At 69.4% G+C, this 25,111-nt stretch carries 26 protein-coding genes and 4 tRNA genes; 9 read left to right on the top strand and 21 right to left on the bottom strand.

Annotated features, from left to right (window positions below; genetic code table 11):
* The 5 genes from AC3RXZ_RS02270 to AC3RXZ_RS02290 form a co-directional block, all read right to left on the bottom strand.
* On the bottom strand, positions 1 to 426 hold the full coding sequence (locus AC3RXZ_RS02270) for a preprotein translocase subunit YajC (RefSeq protein WP_243225614.1): 426 nt from the start codon (positions 424 to 426) through the stop codon (positions 1 to 3).
* Between the two features lie 67 nt (positions 427 to 493).
* The gene (ruvB, locus tag AC3RXZ_RS02275; protein ID WP_243225611.1) at positions 494 to 1,522 is read right to left on the bottom strand and encodes a Holliday junction branch migration DNA helicase RuvB; all 1,029 of its coding nucleotides are present in this window, start codon (positions 1,520 to 1,522) and stop codon (positions 494 to 496) included.
* A complete protein-coding gene (gene ruvA, locus AC3RXZ_RS02280) occupies positions 1,515 to 2,129 on the bottom strand; it encodes a Holliday junction branch migration protein RuvA (RefSeq protein ID WP_243225609.1) in 615 nt (204 codons plus the stop codon). Before ruvA ends, ruvB begins: the two co-directional genes overlap by 8 nt.
* Before the next feature lie 27 nt (positions 2,130 to 2,156).
* Entirely contained in the window at positions 2,157 to 2,723 is a 567-nt protein-coding gene (gene ruvC, locus AC3RXZ_RS02285; protein ID WP_491493048.1) for a crossover junction endodeoxyribonuclease RuvC, read from the bottom strand.
* Positions 2,724 to 2,821: 98 nt separating this feature from the next.
* Positions 2,822 to 3,580 carry a YebC/PmpR family DNA-binding transcriptional regulator gene (locus AC3RXZ_RS02290; protein ID WP_491493049.1) on the bottom strand — a complete coding sequence of 253 codons (759 nt, stop codon included), beginning with the start codon at positions 3,578 to 3,580 and terminating at the stop codon, positions 2,822 to 2,824.
* 161 nt (positions 3,581 to 3,741) lie between these two features.
* Between AC3RXZ_RS02290 and AC3RXZ_RS02295 the strand changes: the two genes are divergently transcribed.
* Entirely contained in the window at positions 3,742 to 4,665 is a 924-nt protein-coding gene (locus AC3RXZ_RS02295; RefSeq protein ID WP_491493050.1) for a phosphotransferase, read from the top strand.
* Positions 4,666 to 4,699: 34 nt separating this feature from the next.
* On the opposite strand, the gene pdxT is transcribed toward AC3RXZ_RS02295, so the two are convergent.
* Positions 4,700 to 5,290 (bottom strand): pyridoxal 5'-phosphate synthase glutaminase subunit PdxT, encoded by a 591-nt coding sequence (pdxT, locus tag AC3RXZ_RS02300; protein ID WP_491493051.1) that lies wholly within the window; start codon positions 5,288 to 5,290, stop codon positions 4,700 to 4,702.
* Positions 5,280 to 6,173 (bottom strand): pyridoxal 5'-phosphate synthase lyase subunit PdxS, encoded by an 894-nt coding sequence (gene pdxS / locus AC3RXZ_RS02305; protein ID WP_243225604.1) that lies wholly within the window; start codon positions 6,171 to 6,173, stop codon positions 5,280 to 5,282. The genes pdxT and pdxS overlap by 11 nt, the downstream gene beginning before the upstream one ends.
* An 86-nt stretch (positions 6,174 to 6,259) precedes the next feature.
* Between pdxS and AC3RXZ_RS02310 the strand changes: the two genes are divergently transcribed.
* Together AC3RXZ_RS02310 and pdxY are read left to right on the top strand one after the other, a co-directional pair.
* Positions 6,260 to 7,576, top strand: coding sequence for an aminotransferase class I/II-fold pyridoxal phosphate-dependent enzyme (locus AC3RXZ_RS02310; protein WP_491493052.1), 1,317 nt, complete (start codon positions 6,260 to 6,262; stop codon positions 7,574 to 7,576).
* Positions 7,577 to 7,605: 29 nt separating this feature from the next.
* On the top strand, positions 7,606 to 8,457 hold the full coding sequence (pdxY, locus tag AC3RXZ_RS02315) for a pyridoxal kinase PdxY (protein ID WP_491493053.1): 852 nt from the start codon (positions 7,606 to 7,608) through the stop codon (positions 8,455 to 8,457).
* Between the two features lie 9 nt (positions 8,458 to 8,466).
* Here pdxY and AC3RXZ_RS02320 read toward each other — a convergent pair whose 3' ends face one another.
* The 3 genes from AC3RXZ_RS02320 to AC3RXZ_RS02330 form a co-directional block, all read right to left on the bottom strand.
* Positions 8,467 to 9,033, bottom strand: a complete 567-nt coding sequence (locus tag AC3RXZ_RS02320) for an HIT family protein (protein ID WP_243225601.1) — start codon at positions 9,031 to 9,033, stop codon at positions 8,467 to 8,469.
* On the bottom strand, positions 9,030 to 10,967 hold the full coding sequence (gene thrS, locus AC3RXZ_RS02325; protein ID WP_491493494.1) for a threonine--tRNA ligase: 1,938 nt from the start codon (positions 10,965 to 10,967) through the stop codon (positions 9,030 to 9,032). Before thrS ends, AC3RXZ_RS02320 begins: the two co-directional genes overlap by 4 nt.
* 157 nt (positions 10,968 to 11,124) lie before the next feature.
* Positions 11,125 to 11,955: a transposase gene (locus tag AC3RXZ_RS02330; RefSeq protein WP_491493054.1), complete on the bottom strand. Its 831-nt coding sequence runs from the start codon at positions 11,953 to 11,955 to the stop codon at positions 11,125 to 11,127.
* 87 nt (positions 11,956 to 12,042) lie between these two features.
* On the opposite strand from AC3RXZ_RS02330, the gene AC3RXZ_RS02335 reads away from it, so the two are divergent.
* Complete coding sequence (locus AC3RXZ_RS02335) at positions 12,043 to 12,840, top strand: AAC(3) family N-acetyltransferase (RefSeq protein ID WP_491493055.1); 798 nt, start codon at positions 12,043 to 12,045, stop codon at positions 12,838 to 12,840.
* Positions 12,841 to 12,903: 63 nt separating this feature from the next.
* Here the strand turns inward: AC3RXZ_RS02335 and AC3RXZ_RS02340 are convergent.
* From AC3RXZ_RS02340 to AC3RXZ_RS02350, 3 genes are all read right to left on the bottom strand, one after another.
* Positions 12,904 to 12,978: transfer RNA gene (locus tag AC3RXZ_RS02340), tRNA-Val, on the bottom strand.
* Between the two features lie 27 nt (positions 12,979 to 13,005).
* Positions 13,006 to 13,076 (bottom strand) — tRNA-Cys (locus AC3RXZ_RS02345).
* 54 nt (positions 13,077 to 13,130) lie between these two features.
* A tRNA-Gly gene (locus AC3RXZ_RS02350) sits at positions 13,131 to 13,203 on the bottom strand.
* 149 nt (positions 13,204 to 13,352) lie between these two features.
* Between AC3RXZ_RS02350 and AC3RXZ_RS02355 the strand changes: the two genes are divergently transcribed.
* Positions 13,353 to 13,428 (top strand) — tRNA-Val (locus AC3RXZ_RS02355).
* A gap of 55 nt (positions 13,429 to 13,483) precedes the next feature.
* Here AC3RXZ_RS02355 and AC3RXZ_RS02360 read toward each other — a convergent pair.
* Both AC3RXZ_RS02360 and AC3RXZ_RS02365 read right to left on the bottom strand, forming a co-directional pair.
* Complete coding sequence (locus AC3RXZ_RS02360) at positions 13,484 to 14,332, bottom strand: TrmH family RNA methyltransferase (RefSeq protein WP_243225597.1); 849 nt, start codon at positions 14,330 to 14,332, stop codon at positions 13,484 to 13,486.
* A 54-nt stretch (positions 14,333 to 14,386) separates the two neighbouring features.
* On the bottom strand, positions 14,387 to 15,247 hold the full coding sequence (locus AC3RXZ_RS02365; RefSeq protein ID WP_243225596.1) for a MerR family transcriptional regulator: 861 nt from the start codon (positions 15,245 to 15,247) through the stop codon (positions 14,387 to 14,389).
* A gap of 174 nt (positions 15,248 to 15,421) precedes the next feature.
* Here AC3RXZ_RS02365 and AC3RXZ_RS02370 point away from each other — a divergent pair, with 174 nt between their 5' ends.
* Both AC3RXZ_RS02370 and AC3RXZ_RS02375 read left to right on the top strand, forming a co-directional pair.
* A complete protein-coding gene (locus AC3RXZ_RS02370) occupies positions 15,422 to 15,907 on the top strand; it encodes a DUF1269 domain-containing protein (protein WP_243225595.1) in 486 nt (161 codons plus the stop codon).
* Between the two features lie 101 nt (positions 15,908 to 16,008).
* Positions 16,009 to 17,301, top strand: coding sequence for a cytochrome P450 (locus tag AC3RXZ_RS02375; protein WP_243225594.1), 1,293 nt, complete (start codon positions 16,009 to 16,011; stop codon positions 17,299 to 17,301).
* A gap of 6 nt (positions 17,302 to 17,307) precedes the next feature.
* Here AC3RXZ_RS02375 and AC3RXZ_RS02380 read toward each other — a convergent pair whose 3' ends face one another.
* From AC3RXZ_RS02380 to zapE, 5 genes are all read right to left on the bottom strand, one after another.
* Positions 17,308 to 18,660: an APC family permease gene (locus AC3RXZ_RS02380; RefSeq protein ID WP_243225593.1), complete on the bottom strand. Its 1,353-nt coding sequence runs from the start codon at positions 18,658 to 18,660 to the stop codon at positions 17,308 to 17,310.
* Positions 18,657 to 19,379, bottom strand: coding sequence for an SRPBCC family protein (locus AC3RXZ_RS02385; RefSeq protein ID WP_308220835.1), 723 nt, complete (start codon positions 19,377 to 19,379; stop codon positions 18,657 to 18,659). The genes AC3RXZ_RS02380 and AC3RXZ_RS02385 overlap by 4 nt, the downstream gene beginning before the upstream one ends.
* Positions 19,380 to 19,467: 88 nt before the next feature.
* Positions 19,468 to 20,046 (bottom strand): type II toxin-antitoxin system PemK/MazF family toxin, encoded by a 579-nt coding sequence (locus tag AC3RXZ_RS02390; RefSeq protein WP_491493056.1) that lies wholly within the window; start codon positions 20,044 to 20,046, stop codon positions 19,468 to 19,470.
* Between the two features lie 20 nt (positions 20,047 to 20,066).
* Positions 20,067 to 21,305: an ammonium transporter gene (locus AC3RXZ_RS02395; protein ID WP_243225591.1), complete on the bottom strand. Its 1,239-nt coding sequence runs from the start codon at positions 21,303 to 21,305 to the stop codon at positions 20,067 to 20,069.
* A 134-nt stretch (positions 21,306 to 21,439) separates the two neighbouring features.
* On the bottom strand, positions 21,440 to 22,477 hold the full coding sequence (gene zapE, locus AC3RXZ_RS02400) for a cell division protein ZapE (RefSeq protein WP_491493057.1): 1,038 nt from the start codon (positions 22,475 to 22,477) through the stop codon (positions 21,440 to 21,442).
* Between the two features lie 126 nt (positions 22,478 to 22,603).
* On the opposite strand from zapE, the gene AC3RXZ_RS02405 reads away from it, so the two are divergent.
* Positions 22,604 to 23,497, top strand: a complete 894-nt coding sequence (locus tag AC3RXZ_RS02405) for a sulfurtransferase (protein ID WP_491493058.1) — start codon at positions 22,604 to 22,606, stop codon at positions 23,495 to 23,497.
* An 18-nt stretch (positions 23,498 to 23,515) separates the two neighbouring features.
* On the top strand, positions 23,516 to 23,947 hold the full coding sequence (locus AC3RXZ_RS02410; RefSeq protein ID WP_243225586.1) for a SufE family protein: 432 nt from the start codon (positions 23,516 to 23,518) through the stop codon (positions 23,945 to 23,947).
* Here AC3RXZ_RS02410 and AC3RXZ_RS02415 read toward each other — a convergent pair.
* The gene (locus AC3RXZ_RS02415; RefSeq protein WP_491493059.1) at positions 23,931 to 25,100 is read right to left on the bottom strand and encodes an alpha/beta hydrolase family protein; all 1,170 of its coding nucleotides are present in this window, start codon (positions 25,098 to 25,100) and stop codon (positions 23,931 to 23,933) included. The two genes, AC3RXZ_RS02410 and AC3RXZ_RS02415, sit on opposite strands and share 17 nt — an antisense overlap.
* Between the last annotated feature and the right edge of the window lie 11 nt (positions 25,101 to 25,111).

Below are 25,111 nucleotides of genomic sequence, written 5' to 3' on the forward strand. Positions count from 1 at the left end.
CTACTTGCCGTCGGCGTCGCGCTCGAGACGCGCGCGGGTCTCCTCGGGGGTCTCGACGCTGTACGGGGCGGCCTCCTCGGTCGCCGGAGCCTCGTCGATCGCCTCGACGGCGTCCTCGTCCGTCGCGACGGTGTCCGCATCCTCGACCACCTCATCGGTGGGGTCGACCACGCGCAGGATCGCCTGGCTGTGCACCTCGACGACCGCTCCGGGCGCCAGCTCGATCTGGGCGGGCTGGTCGAGGTTCTCGGGATCGAAGGAGACCACCGTGCCGTACAGACCGCCCTGCAGGAGCACCTTGGCGCCGGGAACGGTCTTCTGCGCCTTCTCCTCCTGCTCGGCCTTCATCTGCTTGTTGCGCTTGCGGGTGTTGATCACCATGAAGATGAGCAGGACCGCGAGAAGACCGAACAGCATGATTTCCATGGGAGGAACCTTTCCGGGGGCACGCGACAGAGCGTGCGAAGAGGGGGTCGGGTGAAGTCTTCAGCGATTATAGGTCATCGAACAATGCTGCCCCTTCGGGGTGCGCGACCCCGAGATGCGCATAGGCGTCGGGCATCGCGACGCGCCCGCGCGGAGTGCGCCCCAGGAAGCCGATGCGCACGAGATAGGGCTCGACCACGCTCTCGACCGTCTCGGCTTCCTCCCCGACGGCGACCGCGAGCGTGCTGAGACCGACCGGGCCGCCGCGGAAGCGGCGCACGAGCGTGTCGAGTACCGCGCGGTCCAGGCGGTCCAGGCCGATCGGATCGACGTCGTACAGCTCGAGGGCCGCCTGCACGTCGGCGACGGATGCCTCACGCCCGGCGCCGTGGACGAGCGCGTAGTCGCGCACTCGCCGCAGCAGCCGGTTCGCGATCCGGGGCGTGCCGCGCGACCGACGCGCGATCTCGGCCCTCGCGTCGATCGGAAGAGCCACATCGAGCACGATCGCCGAACGTGCGATGACCTGTTCGAGATCCGAGTCGTCGTAGAACTCGAGATGACCCGTGAACCCGAAGCGGTCGCGCAGCGGGTTCGGCAGCAGCCCGGCACGCGTCGTGGCACCGACCAGAGTGAAGGGTGCGAGATCCAGAGGGATGCTGGTGGCACCGGCGCCCTTGCCGACCATGATGTCGATGCGGAAGTCCTCCATCGCGAGGTACAGCATCTCCTCGGCTGAGCGCGCCATGCGATGGATCTCGTCGATGAAGAGCACCTCGCCGGGAACGAGACTGGACAGCAGCGCGGCCAGGTCGCCGGCGTGCTGGATCGCGGGGCCGCTCGACAGGCGCAGCGGCCGTTCGCTCTCGTGCGCGACGATCATGGCTAGGGTAGTCTTCCCGAGACCGGGGGGACCCGCCAGCAGGATGTGGTCGGCGGGACGCTGCTGGAGTCTCGCGGCCTCGAGCAGCAGCTGCAGCTGCCCGCGGACCTTGGGCTGGCCGACGAACTCCCCCAGACTCGACGGGCGCAGTGCGCCCTCGATCGCGAGCTCGGTCTCGTCGAGGGGTTCGGCAGCGTCGCGGGCGTCAGCCACGGCTGCCTCCCTGAGCCGGCCCGAGCAGGGCGAGCGTCCGGCGCAGCAGCGCCTGCACCGAGGAACGCTCGGCCTCGCTCGCCTCCTCGATCGTCTGGGCGGCGGCTTCGCCCGCGACGCGCTCGGACCAGCCGAGACCGACCAGCGCCGCCGTGACCTGATCGGCGATGTCCGCAGACACGGCGCCGGATCTGGCCGCCGGGGCCGTCGCGTGGACCTTTCCCGCCAGCTGGACCACGATGAGCTTGGCCGTCTTCGGGCCGATGCCCGACACGCGCCGGAAGGGGGCATCGTCCTCGGCCGTCACGGCCTCGGCGATCTGGTCGACGGTGAGGTGCGAGAGGACGCCGAGAGCGGATTTCGGTCCCACGCCCGTCACACCGAGCAGGAGTCCGAAGATCTCCAGTTCGTCGCGCTCGGCGAAGCCGAACAGGCTCAGCGCGTCCTCGCGGACGATGAGGCTGGTGTGCAGCTGCAGCCGCTCCCCGATCCGGGCGGTGTGCGCCACGTCAGCAGGGACGGCGACGGCGAAGCCGACGCCTCCGACCTCGAGGACGACCTGGTCGCTCGTGGCGTGCAGGACGACGCCGTGCAGGGAGGAGATCATTCGTCCACCTTACGATGCCCGTCGTAGTTATGTTCGAGCGACACGCTCGGCCTCGGCCCAGGCGCGCTGCGCGGGCGTCAGGTTCTCGGCGCTCGGGCCCGCCGCGGGACCACGACGCCACGCGTGACACAGCGCGATCGCGAGCGCGTCCGCGGCATCGGCCGGCTGGGGAGGTGCGTCCAGACGCAGGATGCGGGCGATCATGGCCTGCACCTGCCTCTTGTCGGCCGATCCGTATCCGGTGACGGCGGCCTTCACTTCGCTCGGCGTGTGCGTCGCGGCAGGAAGCCCCGCCTCCGCCGCGACGAGAAGGGCCACGCCCGATGCCTGAGCAGTTCCCATCACGGTGTGGCTGTTGTGCTGGGCGAACACGCGCTCGACGGCCACGGCATCCGGTCCGAAGTTCGTGACGACCTGCCGGACGCCCGCGGCGACGGCCGCGAGACGGTCGCCGATCGCCGCATCCACCGGAGTGCGGACCACGCCGACATGCACGAGCCGCGCTCGCCGCGATCGGTCGACGTCGACGACACCGACCCCGCAGCGGGTGAGTCCGGGGTCGATTCCGAGCACGCGGATCGTCGAGGAGGTCACTCCCCCAGGTTATGCGCGGTGGTCTTCGCAGGCGTGCAGGCGCGCGTCACTCGCCCCCGGTCCGTCCCGGCCGCTTCACGATGCGACGGACGCGGTCCTCACTCGTCGTTCTCGAGCTCGGCCTGGACCTCGGCGGTCAGGTCGAAGTTGCTGAAGACGTTCTGGACGTCGTCGCTGTCCTCGAGGGCGTCGATGAGGCGGAAGATCTTGCGTGCGGTGTCCGCGTCGATCTCGACCTTCAGGTTCGGGACGAACTCGACGTCCGCGGACTCGTACTCGATCCCGGCATCCGTCAACGCCGAGCGCACCGGAACGAGGTCCGTCGCCTCGGTGACGATCTCGAAGCCCTCGGCGTGCGGCTCGATCTCCTCGGCACCGGCCTCCAGCGCCGCCATCATCACATCGTCCTCGGTGGTGTTCTCACCGCTGACGACGATGACGCCCTTGCGGCTGAAGTTGTACGCCACGCTCCCGGGGTCGGCGAGCGTGCCGCCGTTGCGGGTGAGCGCGGTGCGCACCTCCGCGGCCGCACGGTTCTTGTTGTCCGTCAGACACTCGATCATGAGGGCGACGCCGTTGGGTCCGTAGCCTTCGTACATGATCGAGGTGTACTCGACGGCCTCGCCGCCGATGCCGGCGCCGCGCTTGATCGCCCGGTCGATGTTGTCCTTGGGGACGGAGGTCTTCTTCGCCTTGAGCACGGCGTCGAACAGGGTCGGGTTGCCCTGCAGATCGGGTCCGCCCAGCTTGGCGGCGACCTCGATGTTCTTGATGAGCTTGGCCCACGACTTCGCGCGCTTGGCGTCGATGACGGCCTTCTTGTGCTTCGTGGTGGCCCATTTGGAATGCCCGGACATGTGACTCCGCTCGTCGAATCCTCCCCGGCACCTGCTCCAGGGCATCGTCCATTCTAATCAGGAGGTCCCGCGGCGCGAGGCCGTGCGTCCTGCCTGCGCCCACGTGATGCTCGCCGCGTCCACGGTGCTGCGCTGGTGATGCCGACCCGTACACTGACCGGATGCGCATGGGAGCCGACCGGGAACGCCCCGCGTGGGGGTCGCTGCCTACCGTGCTGCGCGAGCGCATCCTGGCCGAGGTCGGCGGCTCGTACGTCACCGACGAGCCCGCGCACGGCGGATTCAGCGCCGGGTACGCCGGGCGCGTGCGGACGACGGCGGGAGACGTGTTCGTGAAGGCCGTCGCCTCCGACGGCCACGCCGACTCGGCGTTGTTCCTGCGCCAGGAGATCGCCGTTCTCGAGGCGCTGGCCCCGGGCATCGCGCCGACCCTTCAGGCCGGAATCGAAGACCAGACGGGCACGGCGTGCGTGCTGCCGGTCGTCGAGGGCAGGCATCCCGGCTCCCCGTGGACCGTCGAGCACCTGCACGCCGTCGCCGAGGGCATGAGCGTGCTCTCCGTAACCCCGGCGCCTGCCACGCTGCCCTCCGCCGCCCAGAGCATGATCCCCGGCTGCGTGCGCTGGCCGGAGATCGCGACCTCCTCCGAGTCGCTCGCCGGGCTCCCGATTCGCATCCGGGATCGGATGCCGCAGCTCGTCGCCCTGAGCGACGCGATCGGCGAGGCGATCGACGGCGACGTGATCATCCACGGCGATCTTCGCGCCGACAACATCCTCATCTCCGGGGAACGCGCGCAGTTCCTGGACTGGCCGCACGCCCGACGAGGTGCGGCCTGGGTGGATCTGCCCTGGTTCCTGCCCAGCGTCGAAGCGGCCGGAGGACCGCCATGTGCTGCAGCGTGGACGATCTTCGAGGAGCGCGGAGCTCCGAGCCAGGAGTCGATGCTCCCCGTGATCGCCGGCATCGCGTCGTTCTTCTGGTTCGAACAGGCGCGGCCCGAGATCCCGCAGCTGCCCGGGCTGCGCGCCTTCCAGCGCGCCCAGGCCGCCCCGGCCCTCCGATGGCTGGAGGAACTCGTCTGAGTGTCGGCGCGGGACCCGTGGGAGCGCCAGGCGATCAACGCCCGCGCACGTGCTCCAGCAGCCGACGGTGGAAGCGGTCCTCCCCTGCGACCTCCGGATGGAACGATGTGCCCAGCAGCGCGCCCTGCTCGACCGCGACCACCCCGCCGTCCGGCAGCGCGCCGATCGCACGGGCGCGTGGTCCGACCCTCTCGATCAGCGGAGCGCGGATGAACGCGGCCTGAACCGGGCTGCGGAATCCGTCGACGGCGATCTCGGTCTCGAACGACTCGTTCTGCCTTCCAAAGGCGTTGCGGCGCACGACCACGTCCAGACCGCCGAAGCTCTGCTGTCCCGGTGCCGCGTCGAGGACGGCGTCCGCGAGCAGGATGAGTCCCGCGCAGGTGCCGTAGGCCGGCAGTCCGGAGGCGATCGCCTCCCGCAGCGGGTCGGCGAGGCCGAAGGCGCGCGCGAGCTTGTCGATGACGGTCGACTCGCCGCCCGGGAGGACCAGACCGTCGACCTGCGCGAGCTCCGCCGGGCGCCGCACCGGTGTCACTGCGGCGCCCAGATGCTCGAGCACGGCGACATGCTCCCGCACGTCGCCCTGGAGCGCGAGGACTCCGACCCGGGGACTACCAGCCACGTTCGGCGAGCCGGTGCGGGGCGGGGAGGTCCGAGACGTTGATGCCGACCATCGCCTCGCCCAGCCCGCGGGAGACCTCGGCGATCACCTTCGGGTCGTCGAAGAACGTCGTGGCCTTCACGATCGCCTTGGCGCGCTCGGCGGGGTTGCCGGACTTGAAGATCCCGGACCCGACGAACACGCCGTCGGCGCCGAGCTGCATCATCATCGCGGCATCCGCCGGTGTCGCCACGCCTCCCGCGACGAACAGGACCACCGGCAGCTTGCCGGTCTCGGCGATCTCGGCGACCAGATCATACGGCGCCTGCAGCTCCTTCGCCGCGACGAACAGCTCGTCCTTGGGCAGTGCCGTGAGCGCGGCGATCTCGCCTCGGATCTTTCGGATGTGCTTCATCGCCTCCGAGACGTCCCCGGTGCCGGCCTCGCCCTTGGATCGGATCATGGCCGCGCCCTCGTTGATGCGCCGCAGCGCCTCGCCCAGATTCGTCGCCCCGCAGACGAACGGGACGGTGAAGCCGAACTTGTCGATGTGGTTCACGTAGTCGGCCGGCGAGAGCACCTCGGATTCGTCGATGTAGTCGACGCCGAGCTCCTGAAGCACCTGCGCCTCGACGAAGTGGCCGATGCGCGCCTTCGCCATCACCGGGATCGAGACGGCGTCGATGATGCTGTCGATCATGTCCGGATCGCTCATCCGCGACACGCCGCCCTGCGCGCGGATGTCGGCGGGGACGCGTTCGAGAGCCATGACCGCGACGGCTCCGGCGTCCTCGGCGATCTTCGCCTGCTCGGCCGTGACGACGTCCATGATGACGCCGCCCTTCAGCATCTCGGCGAGGCCGCGCTTGACGCGCCCGGTTCCGGTGGCGACTGGCTGGGACATCGGGTTTCCCTTCATCGAGGTCAATGATCCAATTGATCTATGCCAAAACCTAGCACTGTCGCAGGACGAACTAGACTCGTGTTTCGATGGCTGACACGAACGAGCAGATCACCGGCACCACGGCGGCCGAGATCGCCGGCAGTGTGCGCGGACTCCGCGACCGCGGCATCCTGCGCCCCGGCGACCCGCTCCCCCCGGTCCGCGAGCTGGCCGAGCGCCTGGGCGTGAACCGCAACACCGCCGTCGCCGCCTATCGGCAGCTCGCCCAGGCGGGCCTCGTCCGCACACGAGGGCGCGCGGGCACGGTGCTGACGGGGAATGCGCCGACCGCACAGGAGGGCTACGCTCCCGACACCGTGCTGCGCGATGTCGGGACCGGCAATCCCGACCCGCGTCTCATCCCGGACCCCTCCCCCGTGCTGGCCGGATTCCGCGGGCGTCCCGTGCTCTACGGAGAGCCCGTCATCGACCCGGGTCTGGAGGCCTGGGCGCGGGAGTGGATGACCGATGCCCTGCCGTCCGCGGACTTCCGCATCACCATCACCAGTGGCGCGGTGGACGCCGTGGAGCGGCTGCTCGCCCAGGCGCTGACCCGGGACGACGCCGTCGCGCTGGAGGATCCGTGCTTCCTCGCCAGCATTCACACCGTCCGCCTGGGCGGCTACCGGGCCGTGCCGGTTCCGGTCGACGCCGAGGGCATGACCGTCGAGGGGCTGCGCGCGGCGCTCGATGCCGGCGTGCGCGCGGTCATCTGCACGCCGCGCGCCCAGAACCCGACCGGAGCGCGGCTGAGTCCGCAACGGGCCGCGGAGCTGCGGGCCGTCCTGGCGGATCATCCCTACGTCCTGCTCATCGAGGACGACCACTTCTCGATGCTGTCCCCGCATCGCTACGAATCGCTCATCACACCGGAGCACCGGCGTTTCGCGCTGATCCGCAGCGTCTCGAAGTTCCTCGGCCCGGACATGTGCCTGGCCGTGGCGGCCACCGATCCTGAGACCGCCGCTCGTCTGGCGGAGCGGCTGAGCCCCGGCACCACCTGGGTGAGTCACCTGCTGCAGCGCCTCGTCCTCGGTCTGGTGACCGATGAGACGGCCCAGGCGCAGATCGCCGCTGCCGGCCGCCACTACGCGAGCCGGAACGAGGCGTTCGCCGACCGGCTGCGAGAACACGGTCTGCACGCCACGCAAGGCGACGGCATGAACCTGTGGGTGCAGCTCCCCGAGGCGGCGGCCGTCGTCTCGGAGCGCATGATGCGCCGCGGCTGGCTCGTCCGCACCGGCGACGCCTTCCGTCTGACCGAAGGCGCAGGACCCTCGCACCACCTGCGCCTCACCGTCCACGACCTCACGGACGAGGAGGGCGACGCCCTGCTCGGCGATCTCGTCTCCGCAACCCGATGATCTCCGCACACCCGAAGAAGGAAGCACCCATGAAGGTCCTCTCGATCCAGTCCGCCGTCTCCTACGGACATGTCGGCAACTCCGCCGCCGTGTTCCCCCTGCAGCGCATCGGCGTCGAGGTGCTGCCTGTGTACACGGTGAACTTCTCCAACCACACCGGATACGGCGCGTGGCGCGGACCGCTCATCGCACCGGACGACGTGCGCGAGGTCATCACTGGCGTCGAGGAGCGGGGCGCGTTCGCGCAGGTGGACGCGGTCCTGTCCGGCTACCAGGGCAGCGAGGGCATCGGCGACGTCATCATCGACGCGGTGAAGAGAGTCAAGGCGGCGAACCCGGACGCCGTGTACGCCTGCGATCCGGTCATGGGCAACGCGAAGAGCGGATGCTTCGTCGCACCGGCCATCCCCGAACTGCTGCGGGAGAAGGTCGTCCCCGTCGCGGACATCATCACGCCGAATCAGTTCGAGCTCGGCTTCCTCACCGGAACGGAGCCGTCCACACTGGAGGAGACGCTGGAGTCGGCGGACGCGGCGCGCGCGATGGGACCGCGCACTGTGCTCGTGACGAGCGTCGAACGCCCGGATCGCGAGGACGGCACCATCGAGATGCTCGCCGTCGACGATCAGGGCGCGTGGATCGTCCAGACGCCGTATCTCCCGATGAAGGCCAACGGATCCGGCGACGTCACGGCAGCGCTGTTCACGGCTCACTACGTGGGGACGGGCAGCGCTCAGACGGCTTTGGAGCGCACGGCATCCAGCGTGTACGACCTGCTGAAGCTCACGCTCGAGTCGGGCGAGCGCGAACTGCAGCTCATCGAGGCGCAGGAGTTCTACGCCCGCCCGCGTCTGCAGTTCAGCGCACGCCAGGTGCGCTGAACTGCTGACCTACGCGGCGGGCCAGGCGGCGGCCACGGCATGCCGCACCTCGCCGAGCAGCTGCGGCAGCGCCTTCGTCTTGGCGATGATCGGGAAGAAGTTGGCGTCGGAGGACCAGCGCGGCACGATGTGCTGATGCAGGTGCGCGTCCACGCCGGCGCCTGCGACGGCCCCCTGGTTCATACCGAGGTTGAAGCCGTCGCAGTTCGACACGTCGCGCAGCACGCGCATTCCGGTCTGGGTGAGCGCGCCGATCTCGGCGACCTCCTCGGGCGTGGCCTGATCGTAGGTGGCGATGTGCCGGTACGGGCAGACGAGCAGGTGCCCGGAGTTGTACGGGAACAGGTTCAGCAGCACATAGGCGGTGCGTCCGCGGGCGACGATGAGGCGCTCCTCGTCGGCATGCTTCGGTGCCTCGCAGAACGGACATTCCTCGCGCAGCGGCTCGGGTCCCGCCTGGATGTACGCCATCCGGTGCGGGGTCCACAGCCGCTGGAACTCATCCGGGACACCGGCGAGGTGCGCGGCGTCCTCGGGGAACACCGGCGCACCGGATGCCGGGTCCGCGGCGGTCACGCCAGGTCACCCGCCTTCAGCACGAGGGCGTGCGCGTCGATCGCGGCGCGGATGCGCGTGACGGCCTCGTCCACCGGGACGCCGTTCTCCTGCGTGCCGTCGCGGAACCGGAACGAGACGGTCCCGGCCGCGCTGTCCTGCTCGCCCGCGATGAGGATGACCGGGACCTTCGACGTGGTGTGATTGCGGATCTTCTTCTGCATGCGGTCGTCCGAGTGGTCGACCTCGGCACGGACCCCGGCGCTGCGCAGCCGCGCGATGACCTCATCGAGGTACGGGCCGTACTGCTCGGCCACCGGGACGCCGACCACCTGGGCAGGCGCCAGCCACAGCGGGAAATCGCCGGCGTAGTGCTCGAGGAGGATCGCGAAGAACCGCTCGACCGAGCCGAGCAGGGCACGATGGATCATGACCGGGCGGTGCTTCTGCCCGTCCGGGCCGGTGTACTCCAGCTCGAAGCGCTCCGGCTGGTTGAAATCGAGCTGGATGGTCGACATCTGCCACGTACGGCCGATCGCGTCCCGCGCCTGCACCGAGATCTTCGGTCCGTAGAACGCCGCGCCCCCGGGATCGGCGACGAGCTCGAGTCCCGAGGCCACGGCGACCTCGCGCAGGGTCTCGATCGCGGTCGACCACTGCTCGGGTTCGCCGAGGAACTTCGGGTTGCCTTCCTCGTTCGTGGACAGCTCGAGGTAGAAGTCGTTCAGACCGTAGTCGCGCAGCAGATCCAGCACCAGGTTCAGATTCGTGGTCAGCTCCTGCTTGACCTGATCCTGTGCCACGTAGATGTGCGCGTCGTCCTGGGTGAGGCCCCGCACTCGGGTGAGCCCGGAGAGCGTGCCGCTCTTCTCGTAGCGGTAGACCGTGCCGAACTCGGCGAGGCGAAGGGGCAGCTCACGGTAGGAGCGTCCTCGCGAGCGGTAGATGAGGTTGTGGAACGGGCAGTTCATCGGCTTCAGGTAGTAATCCTGGCCCTGGCGCGTGATGTTGCCCTCGTCGTCGCGCAGTTCGTCCAGGTGCATCGCCGGGAACATCCCGTCGGCGTAGGTCTGCAGGTGCCCCGAGGTGGCGAAGAGGTCCTTCTTCGTGATGTGCGGGCTGTTGACGAGGTCGTAACCGTTGCGCAACAGGTGCCGTCGCAGATTCTCCTCGATCTCGTACCGGATGATGCCGCCCTTGGGGTGGAACACCGCGAGGCCCGAGCCGATCTCGTCCGGGAAGGAGAACAGGTCCATCTCGGCGCCGAGCTTGCGGTGGTCGCGGCGCTCCGCCTCCGCCAGGCGCTCCTTGTACGCGCGCAGCTCGTCCTTCGTCGGCCACGCGGTCCCGTAGATGCGCTGCAGCTGCGGGTTCTTCTCGCTGCCGCGCCAGTAGGCGGCCGCGACGCGCGTGAGATCCCACCCGTTCCCGACCATCCGGGTGCTCGGCACATGGGGTCCGCGGCAGAGGTCCTTCCAGGCGACCTCGCCGTCCCGGGTGACGTTGTCGTAGATCGTGAGCTCCCCGGCGCCGACCTCCACGGAGGCGCCCTCGGCGGCATCCGCACCGGAGCCGGGGCCGCCGGCCAGATCGATCAGCTCCAGCTTGAACGGCTCCCCCGAGAGCTCGGCGCGCGCCTCGTCGGCCGAGACCACACGACGCGTGAAACGCTGCCCCTCGCGGACGATGCGCTGCATCTCCTTCGAGATCGCCTTCAGATCGTCCGGGGTGAACGGCTCCTCGACGCCGAAGTCGTAGTAGAAGCCGTCGGTGATGAACGGGCCGATGCCGAGGTTCGCCTCGGGGTGCAGGCGCTGCACGGCCTGGGCCAGAACGTGGGCCGTGGAGTGACGGAGGATGTTCAGCCCGTCCTCGCTGTCGATCGTGACCGGCTCGACCGTCTCGGTCCCGGTCAGCGTCGCGGCGAGATCCGTGAGGACGCCGTCGACGCGCATCGCGACGACGGATCGGTCGGTGAACAGGGCGAAGCCGTCTTGCGGCTGGGCGTTTTCAGGCACAGAGCACTCCATCTGGGTCATCACCCAGATTACTCGCCCCGTCGGATGCCGCCGTCCGCCACGACAGCCCGTTCGGTCGCCCGCGTGTGCGACCTCAGTCCGCGAGGTCGGCGCTGGCCCGGGCCTCGTCCAATTCCGCGACGGCAGCGTCCCTCGCCGCTTCGGCGGCGGCACGCGTCGGGGTGCGCTTCTCGGCCTGTGCGATCTCCGCCTGCACCTTCTCGAGTTCTGCGGCGAGTTCGGATGCTCGAGCGCGCAGTCCGCGCAGACGGACCGCCGCGCTCTCGTCCTCGCGCCGCACGGCTTCGAGCGCCCGTTCGGCCTGCTTCACCTTCTGCTCGGCGGTGCGCACGGCCTGCTCGGCGGCCTTCCGTGCGCGACGCTCCTCCAGCTCATCCGGTGGGGTCTCCCGGACTGCACGGCGAGTCAGTGTCCCTGCCACCGCGTCGTCCACATCGACGGCATCGCCGCCGGAGGGCTCGAGCGCTCGCAGCAGGCGACCCGAAGCGACGGCGTCCGCCGCGCGCGCGTCGAGCATCGCCGCGTTCAGCGTCTGCTCGACCGCGGTCGAGGTCGCGGGTGTGACCTTCTCCCCCGCATGCGCGGCGAGGTCGGCCGCCGTGCGCGTCAACTCGCGCACCAGCGCTCGACGCTGGCGCGTCAGCGCCGTCAGGGCCGCAGCGTCCAGCTCCTCCTGCGCCTCGCGCAGTGCCTCGCCCAACTGCAGCGCCTGCGCGAGCTGATCGGGACGCTCCCGGGCGAACAGGTTGACCACCCACGCGGCGGTCGCGGGCTTGCGAAGCGACTTGAGAGCATCGGCCAGATCCGCGTCCCCCGCGGCTTTCGTGCGCGCGTTGCGCTCGGAGATGAAATCGCCGAGCGGGAGCGCGTACAGCTCGGCGGCGATGTCGTCCAGCTCTGCCATGCGCCCATTCTCGCGATCGCTCGACGGCGGCACCAGCGTCCGCGCCCGGGGTTGACCCGCGTCCGTCGGTCCGTGTTGACTCTCGGGGTGAATCAGGACACCCCGCAGACCCACCGCTCGCTCGTCGCGGATCTTCGCCGGCTCGGGCTGATGCCGGGACGCACGGTTCTCGTGCACAGCTCGCTGCGCTCGCTCGGCTGGGTGTGCGGAGGCAGCCAGGCCGTGGTCGCAGCGCTGCAGGACGTCGTCGGGCCAGAGGGGACCGTCGTCGTCCCGACCCAGACCAGCGACAACTCCGACCCTGCGAAGTGGGCGCACCCGCCGGTTCCCGAGCACTGGTGGCCGATCATCCGCGAGGAGATGCCCGCGTTCGATCCGCAGCGCACGCCCACGCGCGCCATGGGCGCGATCGCCGAGCAGGTGCGGACCAGCCCTGGGGCGGTGCGCAGCGCGCATCCGCAGACCTCGTTCGCAGCCATCGGCGCCCGGGCGCGGGAGATCGTGGACACGCATCCTCTCGCGTGCGCGCTGGGTCCCGATTCCCCTCTCGGCACGCTGGAGCGCCTGGATGCGGACGTCCTGCTGCTCGGGGTCGGGTACGACAGCTGCACGGCATTCCACCTGGCGGAGTACCGTCAGCCGGCTGCGCCTGTCGAGCAGTACGGCGCTGCCGTCCAGGACGAGGCCGGCGAACGGGTCTGGCGGACCTGGACCGATGTGGTCCTCGACGAGGAGGACTTCGAACGCATCGGCGCGGACTTCGAGACGACCGGCGCGGTGCGCTCAGGGCCGGTCGGCGACTCGACGAGCCGCCTCTTCCCGCTCCGGGATGCCGTGGCGTACGCCGCCGCCTGGATGGCGGAGCACCGGCAGCCGGCGCGCTGACCTCGCCGCCCGCGCGGCCTCCCGGAGACGACGAAACCCCCGGCCGCGGCCGGGGGTTTCGGGTGGTGCGCGATACTGGGATCGAACCAGTGACCTCTTCCGTGTCAGGGAAGCGCGCTACCGCTGCGCCAATCGCGCCCGTTGGGGCTATTCAGTTGTGCAGAGAGGTGGCGACGGGATTCGAACCCGTGTAAACGGCTTTGCAGGCCGGTGCCTAGCCTCTCGGCCACGCCACCGCGAGGTGGATTCGAACCCACATGCCGAAACCCCCGAAGGAGCTCCTGCACTCGAGCGGATGACGAGACTCGAACTCGCGACCCTCACCTTGGCAAGGTGATGCGCTACCAACTGCGCTACATCCGCGTTGTGTTCCGGCTGACCGGGCACTTGTAAAACAATAGCCGACGATCCGCGCGACGCAAAACCGGACACGGATCTCGGGTGTGTCCCGGGGAATGGTCATGAACGCCCCGCGGCGTCCGGTAGTATCGGTTCTCGACCCCACAGGTCAGGGGCGATTGGCGCAGTTGGTAGCGCGCTTCCTTCACACGGAAGAGGTCATCGGTTCGAGTCCGGTATCGCCCACCATATGGAGAGGCATCTGCCGCCGGGCAGGAGGCTCTCCATCCCCTCCCAACATCGCTCACCCGGACGGCGATGCGGCTTCCTGTCCGGCCGCGTGCTCGTAGAGGGCGATCCCAGCCGCCACCGAGACGTTCAGAGATTCGACCCCTGGCTTCATCGGGATCGAGAAGCGATGGTTCGCGAGATCGTCGAAGCCCTGAGAAACGCCATCGCGTTCGCTTCCCAGGATGAGGGCGATGCGGTCGGTGACCGAACGGATCGCGTGCAGCGGGCTCTCGGCATCCGCGGACAGCGTCGCGATGCGGACCTTTTCGCGTTGCAGGAATCCAGCGCATTCCGTTCGCGAGGCGAGGACGACGGGGAGGGAGAAGACCAGTCCCCGACTGGCGCGGATCAGCCTGCGATCGAATGTCGTGCGCAGACCGCTGTCGAGAACGATGACGCCCGCTGCGCCCAGCGCGGACGCCGTGCGCGTGATGGCACCGATGTTGCCGACCATGCGCACGCCGTCGAGCACGACGACGTCTCCTCGGCTACCGCGCAGATCATCCAGCGCCCAGGCTCGCGGTGCGCGAGCGAGCGCGAACATCCGAGTGTGCTTCTGACCTCCGAAGAGCGCGTTCGCCACGTGATCGTCGAGGAGGTAGTGATGCACGCCGTCGTCGACGGGTCGCGTCGCACATTGATCCGACGCCGCTGAACTGGTGGTGTAGACGCTGTCGATCCGGAGTCCCGATGTCGTTGCTTGCCCGATGTTCTCCGCATCGTCGATCACGATGATCCTCGGTCTGCCCGACCGGTTGCGAAGCACATCGGCGACGCGCCTGGCGGCTGGATGGCGCACGCTCTCGATCGCCCCTGCCTTCTGGTGCGCAGGTGCTTCGCTCGGAACAGATGCTGCCGCCATGTGCACCAGCGTGTGGCCTCACGCGACGTGAAGGTCAAGACGAGTGCGCTGAGGTCACTCCCATGCCGCGTTGTCAGGATCGACGCCGTGTCTACGGGCGTTCGCGTTGATGACCTCCGCAAGCCACGCCGCCAAGCCAGGCTCCCGTTCAGCGAAGAATGCTGAGAACCGCTCGTCGCCGGCGTAGGTCCGCCCAAGGCAGACCTGCATGGAGTGCGTGCAATCGAACAGCTGACTGACCATCATGCGGTGCTGCTCCGCCAACAGGTTCGCGGACTCCGTCCCGGGTTCGACGCCGGAGCGCTTCGCCTCCGCCATCTCGGCATAGAGAGCTTCGCCCTGCTCCTGCATCCGCTTGCGGTCGGACTCGGAAGACGACATCGCGTTCCGCTCGAACTGCAACCATTCGTCGGACTCGCCCCACCGTTGACGTGCCGCGTCCGCCCAGTCCTCGCGCCAACCGCTTCCGAAGATCTCTGCCTGCTGTTGCGCCGTCAGACGAATTCCAGCGGCCTGCGAGTCGAGGACCCGGTCGATCGCATCAGCCATCTGCCGCAACCGTCGGATTCGGTCTTCGAGAAGCCCGCGCTGCTCCCGGAGTTGCGCACTCTCATCGACCGTCGGATCATCGAGGATCGCCGCGATCTGCGTGAGACCGAACCCGAGCTCCTGATACACGAGCACGCGATGAACACGCGCCACATCCGCTGCGGAGTATGCACGGTAGCCACTCGTGGTCCGCGATTCCGGGCGCATGAGACCCACATTGTCCCAATGGTGGAGGGTTCGAACACTGACCCCGACCATCGATGCGACTTCACCGACTGTCAGGTGCTCGTCGACCGAGAGGGGCACGGGATCCTGGGCGACAGGACGCAGCCAGGGAGTCATCGACGCGGGAGTGTTGACGTCCATGACGATTCCCTTCCGTTGCGACCGGCGCTGCCCGGCATCCATTTTCTCATCTGCGAGTCATGCGTCGGCGTGTCGTCGCTCCATGCCTGAGGCGAATCGCCGCGCCGAGGCGCGGCGATTCGGCCGCGCGCACCATAATGGGCCACAGTGCGCACATCTGCTGAAGGGACCATCGTGACCACATTCACCGCCTGGAAGTTCGAGACCGTCGACGGAGCACAGACAGCGACCGATGTCCTGCGCCAGGCCGCCGGCGAAGGCCTGATCCGGATCGAGGACTACGCCGTCATCGAGTGGCAGCCCGGTGCGGATCGCCCGGATGTCAAGTACGAGAACCGCGACGAACTGCGCAGCGCCGGGTGGGGCGCACTGCTGGGCGTAGTCATCGGCGCTCTCTTCTTCCTGCCGCTGATCGGAGCCGCCGCCGGTGCCGCGATCGGTGTGCTCGCGAAGAAGATCGATGCGGTCGGCATCACGAAGGAGCAGCTCGACACCATCGGCAAGGCAGTCGTTCCGGGTACGTCGGCGCTCTTCGTGGTCAACCACGACAGCGACCGCGACCGCCTGGCCGAGCGTTTCAACGGACAGGGCGGCACGCTCATCGCGAGCAACCTCGTCTCCGGTGAAGAGGACGACGTCCGGCGCGCCTTCGAGGACTGAGCGCCGACCGAACGACCGGCAGCCGAACGCGCCGTCTAGCACAGTCCGCGGCCTGACGCCTCCCCCGTGCGGCGGCAGCGGTGCCGTGGCACGTTCGGCACATGCGCAATCTCCTCACCGACGACGCTCCGCACCTGCTGCTGCACGGATACGACTTCGCCGAGCGGATATGGGCCCGCGTCGCCCCCGGCTCGCGCTCCGCGCCTCTTCGGCTCCTCGGCGAGGACGCGCTGCTCGTGCGGGGTCCCGACGGGGTCGATCTCTTCTACGACGAATCACGGATCGCTCGCCACGCCGCGATGCCCGCGATCGTCCAGGAGACCCTCTTCGGTCACGGCTCGGTCCACAGCCTGGACGGCGCGGACCACCGGCATCGCAAGGCAGCGTTCGTACACGCCGCCTATGAGGATGCCCAGGTGCGGCGGCTCACGCCGCTGCTCGAGCACGCATGGCAGACGGAGCTGTCCGCGTGGGTCTCGGGCGAGAGGCGAACGGCGTACGACGCGGCAGTCGGCGCCTTCGGACGCGCCGTCATGCGCTGGGCGGGGCTCCCCGGCACCGACGCAGCCCGGACCCGATGGTCGCATCGTCTGGCGAAGATCGTCGACGGGTTCGGCGCCCCCTACTCGCCCGCCTTCGTCGCGACGGTCGTGAACCGTCGGTGGTCGGACCGCCACGCGGCGCGACTGATCGAAGCCGTGCGCAACGGTCGCCTCTCCCCGGATGAGGGCGAGGCCCTCGCCATCTGGGCGGGCCATCGCGACCGCGAGGGGCGGCTGCTCCCAGCGCGACGTGCCGGCGTCGAGCTGCAGAACTGTCTTCGTCCGATGATCGCCGTCGCACGTTTCGTCGCCTTCGCCGGCCGGCAACTCCGAGAGCAGCCCGAGTGGCGGGAGCGCATCCGCGAAGAAGCATCGCTCCGGGGCACCCTCGCCGACGGCCCGATCGCCACGGCCTTCGCTCAAGAGGTGCGCCGCACGGCCCTGTTCGTTCCCATGCTGCCCGGACGTGCCCTCACGGACATCGAGTTCGACGGACAGCGCCTCGCGAAAGGACGGCGCGTGCTGCTCGACATCCTCGGCACGGATCTCGACGAGCAGTCATGGAGCGATCCTGCCCGATTCGATCCCCGTCGGTTCCTGAACCGCCCGGACTACGAGGCCCTGCGCGCCTTCGTCCCGCACGGTGGCGCGTCCGTCACGGAGGGTCATCGCTGCCCCGGGGAGAAGCTGGCGGTGGCGGGACTCGCCATCGCGGTCGCAGCCCTCAGCGACAGCCGCCTGGACATCTCGTCCACCGGTCTCGACGTCAACCGCCGGCGCCTGCCCACGATGCCGCGATCCGGCGTGCACGTCCGTGTCGCCGGCGCCGCACGGTGCCCGATGCACCGTTGAGGACGCTCAGCTCCGCGACCGGGCTCGCCAGCGACTTCCCCAGCGGGCCGCCAGGAACAGCAGCGCGCCCGCCGCGAGCATGATCCCGCCGAAGGCCCAGACCAGCGGCCGCTGCTGCGTGAGCAGCAGGATGCAGGAGCCGATGCCGAGCACGGGGACCCAGGTCCACACCCGGAAGTGCTCGTGTTCCACGGCGTCGCGCCGGAGGACGAGCACCGACAGGTTCGCGCTCAGGAAGACGAACAGCAGCAGCAGGACAACCGTCTCGGCCAGTGTCGCCAGGTCGCCGATCAGCGTCAGCAGCATCGCGACCGCGGTCGTGGCCAGGATCGCGACCCACGGCGTCCGGCGCTTCGGCAGCACACGGGCGAGCACCGCCGGCAGCAGACGCTGCTGCGCCATGCCGTACGCCAGGCGGCTCGCCATGATCATCGTCAGCAGCGCCCCGTTCGCCACGGCGATCAACGCGATGAGCGAGAACAGCCAGGACGGGATGCTCAGCCCGGTGGCCTCGACGACGGCGAGCAGCGGACCGCTGGATTCCTGCAGTTCCTCGGGAGGCAACGCCGCGGCGCTCGCGAGCCCCACGAGCACGTACACGACGCCCGCCGCGATCAGGGCGCCGAACAGGGCCCGAGGGTAGGTGCGCGTCGGGTCCTTCACCTCCTCGATCACGTTGGCCGAGGTCTCGAAGCCCACGAATGAGTAGTAGGCGACGATGGCGCCCGCGAGGATCGCGAGACCGAGGTTCGTGCCCTCGGGAACCTCAAGGGCACGGGAGGGGTCCCCTCCTCCGCCGCCGACGAACACGCCGACCACCACGACGACGATCACGAGCCCGCTGACCTCGATCGCCGTCATCACCAGGTTCGCTCCGAGAGACTCCCGGATGCCGCGCATGTTCAGCGCGCCGACGACGGCGAGGAACAGAACCGCGACCAGCGGGGTCGGCAGATCCACGAAGGTCCGCAGATAGTCGCCGGCGAACGCGATCGCGAGACCTGCAGCGCTCGTGACGCCAGCGGCGAGCATGCTGAAGCCGACGAGGAAGGAGACGGTGGGGCTGCGGAACGCCCGCTCCGCGAACACTGCCGCTCCCCCGGCCCGCGGATACTTGGTGACCAGCTCGGCGTAGGACCCGGCGGTGAGAAGCGACAGCAGCAGTGCCACGACGAGTGGCGCCCACAGCATTCCCCCGACGTCCTCGGAGAGCACGCCCATCAGGGCGTAGATGCCCGCGCCCAGGACGTCGCCGAGGATGAAGGCGAACAGCAGCGGCCCCGTGATCGCGCGCCGGAGGCCTCCGCTCCGGCCGGGTTCGTCCGCCGGCGACGGTCGTGCGGAAGCCGTCTCCGTCATCGCGTTCCCGGCGGCTCGTCGGCCTCGGGCATCCCCGGACCCGGACCCGGACGAACCGCCGCGTCCGGCGCGATGTCGACACGTGTGACACCGTCTTCCTCGGTCGTCACCACGCGAGCCTCGGCATCCTCCTCCGTGGCCTCCGGTGCGGTCGTCAGCTGGTCGTGCCGCTTCTCGTCGGGTGTCATCCCCTCGTGCATGCCGTCCTCCTGTCCGTTCCATGCCCGGTTCGAGCGCCGTGCTCCCGCCCCGCTCTCCGCCAGATACCCGAGCCGATGCAGCGTCTCAGCGTTGCGCCAGCGCAGCAGCGCTCCGGACACGACCGCCGGCAGCGCCGCAGCGGGTCCGCGCACGGGTCTCTCCTGAATGCGGACGACGCAGCCGTCGCCCCGGGGCTGCGCCTCGATCAGGATCTCCGCCTCGCCGATCGGCCAGCCGCGTGCACGCAGAACGGCCTTGCGCGGCGGATCCCACTCGAGGCAGCGTGTGGTGTCGTCGATCAGGAGCGGCCAGACACCGAAGGAGTGGTGCAGGCGGGCTCCACCGGCAGGCCACCCGTTCTCGACGTGGCGCATGCGCGAAGCTCCGACCACCCAGGACGGATACAGCCAGCCGTCCGACAGCACGTCGAAGACGTCCTCGACCGTGCAGTGCAGGACGCGGACGTTGCGTGCACGATTCCCGCGCCGCGTCGACGCCTCCCGCTGCTCCGGCCCCATCGTGGCACCCCCTGTCGCTCCTCACGAGACGCTACGGTCCACCGCAGGCGTCGCACAGGGGGTTGCTCTTTGCCGTGCGGACCGGTATTCACCCGCCGTTGCGCCAGCCGTACCTTCTCGTCAGCGCGGAAGCGATCACGATGTAGCGATCACGCGCCAGAACGGCGGCCTCGCGGCGCATCCCGTCGTCGTGCACGCTGTAGAGCTGCTCGATGTCCACCCAGGACTCCCTGCCCTGAGCATCCCAGCGACCCGAGCCGATCGCGAGGTAGTCGCGATCCCCGTCGTGCGGACGACTCGTCATCCGCACCGCGTACGCGCGATCCGGGCCGTGCCGCCCGATCACCAGGACGGGCCGGTCCTTGCCCCGGCCGTCGTCCTCCTCGTAGGGCACCCAGGTCCAGATGATCTCCCCGGCATCCGGCGCGCCGTCGCGAGCCGGGGCGTAGCCGATCCGGACGTCATGGACGTCCTGCGGATCCACGCGGAGAGTCTCACTGCCCGGCTCGCGCCCGGGCGTGGGCTCGGCGTCGCCGCGGGACGCGGCCGTGCCGACGTGAGCAGCCGTACGCCCCGGCTCCCTTTCGGGACTCCGGGGCGTACGGCTGGTGAGAGCGGAGAGCACGGCTCCCGCGATCCGGGCGAAGAGGCTGGTCGACGACGTCACCCCGTCACCCTATCGGCGCCTCAGGCGTCGACGAGCGCGTAACCCTCCTCGCCGTGGACCACCGAGTCGACGCCGGCGATCTCGTCCTCGTTCGTGACGCGGAAGCCGATCGTCTTCTCGATCGCGAAGCCGATCACGAAGGCGACGACGAAGGAGTAGATCAGGACGCCGAGCGCAGCGATCACCTGGACGGCGAGCAGTCGTGCGTCACCGCCGACGAACAGGCCCTGCTCCGTGGCGAAGAAGCCCAGGTACACCGTGCCGAGAAGACCGCCGACGAGGTGGATGCCGACGACGTCCAGGGAGTCGTCGAACCCAAGGCGGAACTTCAGCTCGACGGCGAGAGCGCACAGGATGCCGGAGAGAGCCCCGAGCAGCAGCGACCACCCCGGCGTCAGGTTGGCGCAGGCGGGGGTGATCGCGACGAGACCGGCTACCGCGCCCGACGCCGCGCCGACCGAGGTGGGCTTGCCGTCCTTGATGCGCTCGATCAGGATCCATCCGAGGATCGCCGCTGCGGTCGCGCCCAGCGTGTTCAGGCCGATCAGGCCGACGCCGCCCATGTCCTCGGACAGCCACTCGGCGCCGGCGTTGAAGCCGAACCAGCCGAACCACAGCAGGGCGGCGCCGAGCAGCGTCAGCGGCACGTTGTGCGGCTTGAGGATGCCCTTCTGGAAGCCGATGCGCTTGCCGAGCACGAGCGCGAGCGCGAGGGCCGCGGCACCCGCGTTGATGTGGACGGCCGTGCCGCCCGCGTAGTCGATGACCGCGATGCCGCTGTCCTCGCCGAACAGCCACGAGCCGAGGTTCATGACCCAGCCGCCGCCCCACACCCACGCCGCGATCGGGAAGTAGCCGACGGTCGCGAAGACTCCCGCGAAGATCAGCCAGCTGCCGAACTTGGCGCGGTCCGCGATCGCGCCCGAGATCAGGGCCACGGTGATGATCGCGAATGTCGCGCCGTACGCCACGCCCAGCAGCGCGACGTTGGAGCCCTCGCCGCTCGCGAGCGAGGCGAGCCCGAAGTCGGCGAACGGGTTGCCTGCGAAGGCGGTCGGGTTCTCGACGGCGCTCATCGAGAAGCCGAAGAGAATCCACAGCACGGCGACGAGTCCGATCGAGCCGAAGCTCATCATCATCATGCTGACGACGCTCTTCGCCTTGACGAGACCGCCGTAGAAGAACGCGACGCCGGGCGTCATCAGCAGAACCAGCGCCGTCGCGGTGATCGCCCACGAGATGTTGCCGGGAGCATCCATAGGAAAACCTCACATCCGAAGTAATTGAGAGCTTCAGTGTGGCGAGGCCCGATTTCGGAAATGCGCGCGGTTTGTTTCCTGGCGGTTACACCAGAGCGTGACCTGTGAACATCACGTTACGCAGACCTGCGTCCTCACGCAGAATGCGTCAGCGCATTCAGCCTGGAGATGGCGCGGAGATACTTCTTGCGGTAACCGCCGGCCAGCATCTCCTCGGAGAACACCGCGTCCAACCCGCGCCCGGTCGCGGCGATGGGGATCTGCGCGTCGTACACCCGGTCGACGAACGCCACGAACCGCAGAGCCTCGGACTGGTCGGTGAGCTCCCGCACCGCGCGAAGACCCACGAGGTCGATGCCGTCGATCAGACGGATGTAGCGCGACGGGTGCACCCGGGCGAGATGACGGATCAGGTCGTCGAACGAGTCGTCGGACGCCGTTCCGACGCTGGCCGCGGCCTCCACGCGCTGGGCGTAGCCGTCGTCGTCGAGCACGACGGCGTGCCCGTCGATCGCACGCTGGCGGAAGTCGACGCCGTCGATCCGCAGGGTCTGGAAGCTGTCGGACATGGCATGGATCTCGCGCAGGAAGTCCTGGGCGGCGAAGCGCCCCTCCCCCAGCGCGTTGGGCGGCGTGTTGGATGTCGCGGCGAGACGGGTCCCCGAGGTGACCAGCTCGCCCAGCAGCCGGGTCATCACCATGGTGTCGCCGGGATCGTCCAGCTCGAACTCGTCGATGCAGAGCAGGTCGGTGCCACGGAGCAGGTCGACCGTGTTCTTGTAGCCGAGCGCACCGACGAGGGCGGTGTACTCGATGAACGAGCCGAAGTACTTACGGCGGGCAGGCATCGCGTGGTAGATCGCCGCGAGGAGGTGCGTCTTCCCGACGCCGAACCCGCCGTCGAGGTAGACGCCGGGCTTGAGGTCCGGCTCCTTGGGCGCGCGGCGGAACAGTCCGCCCCGCTTGGCGGGCCCCCCGCGCCCTGCGAAGCGCATGAGCTGCGTCTTCGCGGCCTCCTGGGAGGGGTAGGCGGGATCGGCGCGGTAGCTCTCGAAGGTCGCTTCGTCGAACTGCGGGGGCGGGACGAGGCCGGCCAGCATCTCGGGTCCCGAGACGACGGGCTGCCGGTCGGAGAGGCGCACGGTGCCGGCGCGGGGCGTCGTTTCGGTCATGGGGTCCTGTGTCGCAGTCTTACGGATCGGGCGCCGAGCGCGCCGAATGGATCTATCGTCGAAGGGGACGGCACAACACTACGCCGTCGCCGAAGAGCCTTCGCTCGCCCGACCCGAGGAGCGTCCGTGACCATCGAGTTCGACACCACGTCCGAGAAGTTCGCCGCGTACGCCGAGCCCGGTCGGCTCGTCAGCACCTCGTGGCTGGCGGATCGCCTCGGGACCCCCGGGCTGGTCGTCGTCGAGTCCGATGAGGACGTCCTCCTGTACGAGACCGGCCACATCCCCGGCGCGGTGAAGGTCGACTGGCACACCGAGCTCAACGACCCGGTCGTGCGCGACTACGTCGACGGTGCCGGTTTCGCGGAGCTGCTCAGCCGCAAGGGCATCTCGCGCGACGACACCGTGGTGATCTACGGCGACAAGAACAACTGGTGGGCGGCGTACGCGCTATGGGTGTTCTCGCTCTTCGGACACGAGGACGTCCGCCTGCTCGACGGCGGGCGCGACCGCTGGATCGCGGAGGGCCGGGAGATCACCACCGAGGCGCCGATCCCGGCACGGACCGAGTACCCCGTCGTGGAGCGCGACGACTCCGTCCTGCGCGCCTACAAGGACGACGTCCTCGCGCACATCGGCAAGCCGCTCATCGACGTCCGCTCGCCCGAGGAGTACAGCGGAGAGCGCACCAGCGCCCCGGCGTATCCCGAGGAGGGCGCACTGCGCGCCGGCCACATCCCCACGGCCCAGAGCGTCCCGTGGGCGAAAGCCGTCGCCGAGGACGGCGGATTCAGAACGCGAGCCGAACTCGACGCCATCTACCGTGACGGCGCCGGGCTCGCCGACGGCGACGAGGTCGTGGCGTACTGCCGCATCGGGGAGCGCTCCAGCCACACCTGGTTCGTCCTCAAGCACCTCCTCGGTTTCGAGAACGTGCGCAACTACGACGGCTCCTGGACAGAATGGGGCAGCGCCGTGCGTGTGCCGATCGCGACCGGGACGGAGCCGGGCACGCTCTGAAGTGGGACAATGGCGGGGATGAGCACGACGCACGTACCCGACGCCCTCGCCGAGATCCGCGAGGACTTCCTGGCGCTCGCCGAGTCCGAGCGCCTGCAGCTGCTCCTGGAGTTCTCGAACGAGCTGCCGGAGGTCTCCGCAGAGGTGGCGGCGCACCCGGAGATGACCGAGCGCGTCGCCGAATGCCAGTCCCCCGTGTACATCCACCTCGACGTGACCGACGACGTCGTCACGATGCACGCCACGGCGCCGCCGGAGGCTCCGACGACACGCGGCTTCGCCAGCATCCTCGTCCAGGGGATCACCGGTCTCACGGCCGACGAGGTCCTGGCGATCCCGGACGACTATCCGCAGTCGATCGGACTGACGCGGGCGGTGTCGCCGCTGCGCATCGCCGGTATGACCGGGATGCTGCTGCGCGCCAAGAACCAGGTCAGGCAGAAGCGCTGAGATCCTGAGCGGCCGCCCATTCGGTGATCGCCCGGGTCCATCCGGTCTGGTCGTAGTTCCAGAGCTTCGCGTGACGCGCCACGGTGAAATGGGGCATCGTGACGATGTCCGGCCGTTCGTCGGCGAGGGCGTGCGACGCGTCAGCGGGGACGAAGCCGTCGTCGTCGCTGTGCAGGATGAGGATCGGCACGTCCAGCTCGTGCGCCCGGGCGAGCATGTCGAGCCGGTCGAACGGGATCGCGTCGTCCGCACCGCCCCATCGCGCCGTCACCGGAGAGGACAGCACCGTCATCGCCAGAGCGGGCAGCGGATCGCGCACGCCCTGCTCGCGGGCCTGGAACCGCAGGACCGAGCGCCAGTCGATGACCGGGGATTCCAGGACGAGCCCCGCGATCGCGGAACGGTGCCCTGAGGAAACGGCCGTCTGCAGCGCGATGGCCCCTCCCATCGACCAGCCCATCAGCAGCACCCGCTTCGCTCCGTGGCGCAGCGCGTACGAGATCGCGCTGTCGACATCGCGCCACTCCGACGCGCCGAGGGCGTAGGCACCGCCGCGCGTGCGCGGAGCCTCCCCGTCGTTGCGATACGAGACGACGAGGTTCGCCATCCCGAGCGAATGGAACACCGGAACCGCGCGCAGGCACTCGGCGCGGTTCCCGCCCCGGCCGTGGATCTGGATGACCCAGATGTCGGATGCCGGGGCGTCGGGCGCCGCCGGGAACAGCCAGGCGGGGCACGGGCCGCTCGGCGACCCGATCAGCACGTTCTCCCAGCGCAGGTGGAGCTCGCGCGGGGAGCTGTAGTACCACCCGCTGAACGCTGCGCTTCGATCGATCCGCGCACCCGGGTCGATCTGCGTCAGCAGCTTGCGCCGCACGCGTGCACCGTCGGCGCTGAGCACGGCGCCGAGCTTGACGTAGCCATGCGTTCCCGTGGTGAAGAGACCGTAGCGCCCGGGCAGTTCGGTGTCGGGCGTGCGGGTGAGCTCGATCGTCTGCGCGCCGGTGTCCACCGCCAGGATCTCGGTGTCGGTCGCGCGCGCGGTCGGGGTGACGACGCGTCGGGCGACCGTGAGCACGAGGAGGCCTGCGGCCGTGACGACCGCGAGCACCGTGAGGACGAGTGCCGTGACGGCGTGCCTGATACTCTTCATCGCCTCCTGAC

Source organism: Microbacterium cucumeris (genome assembly GCF_058349845.2).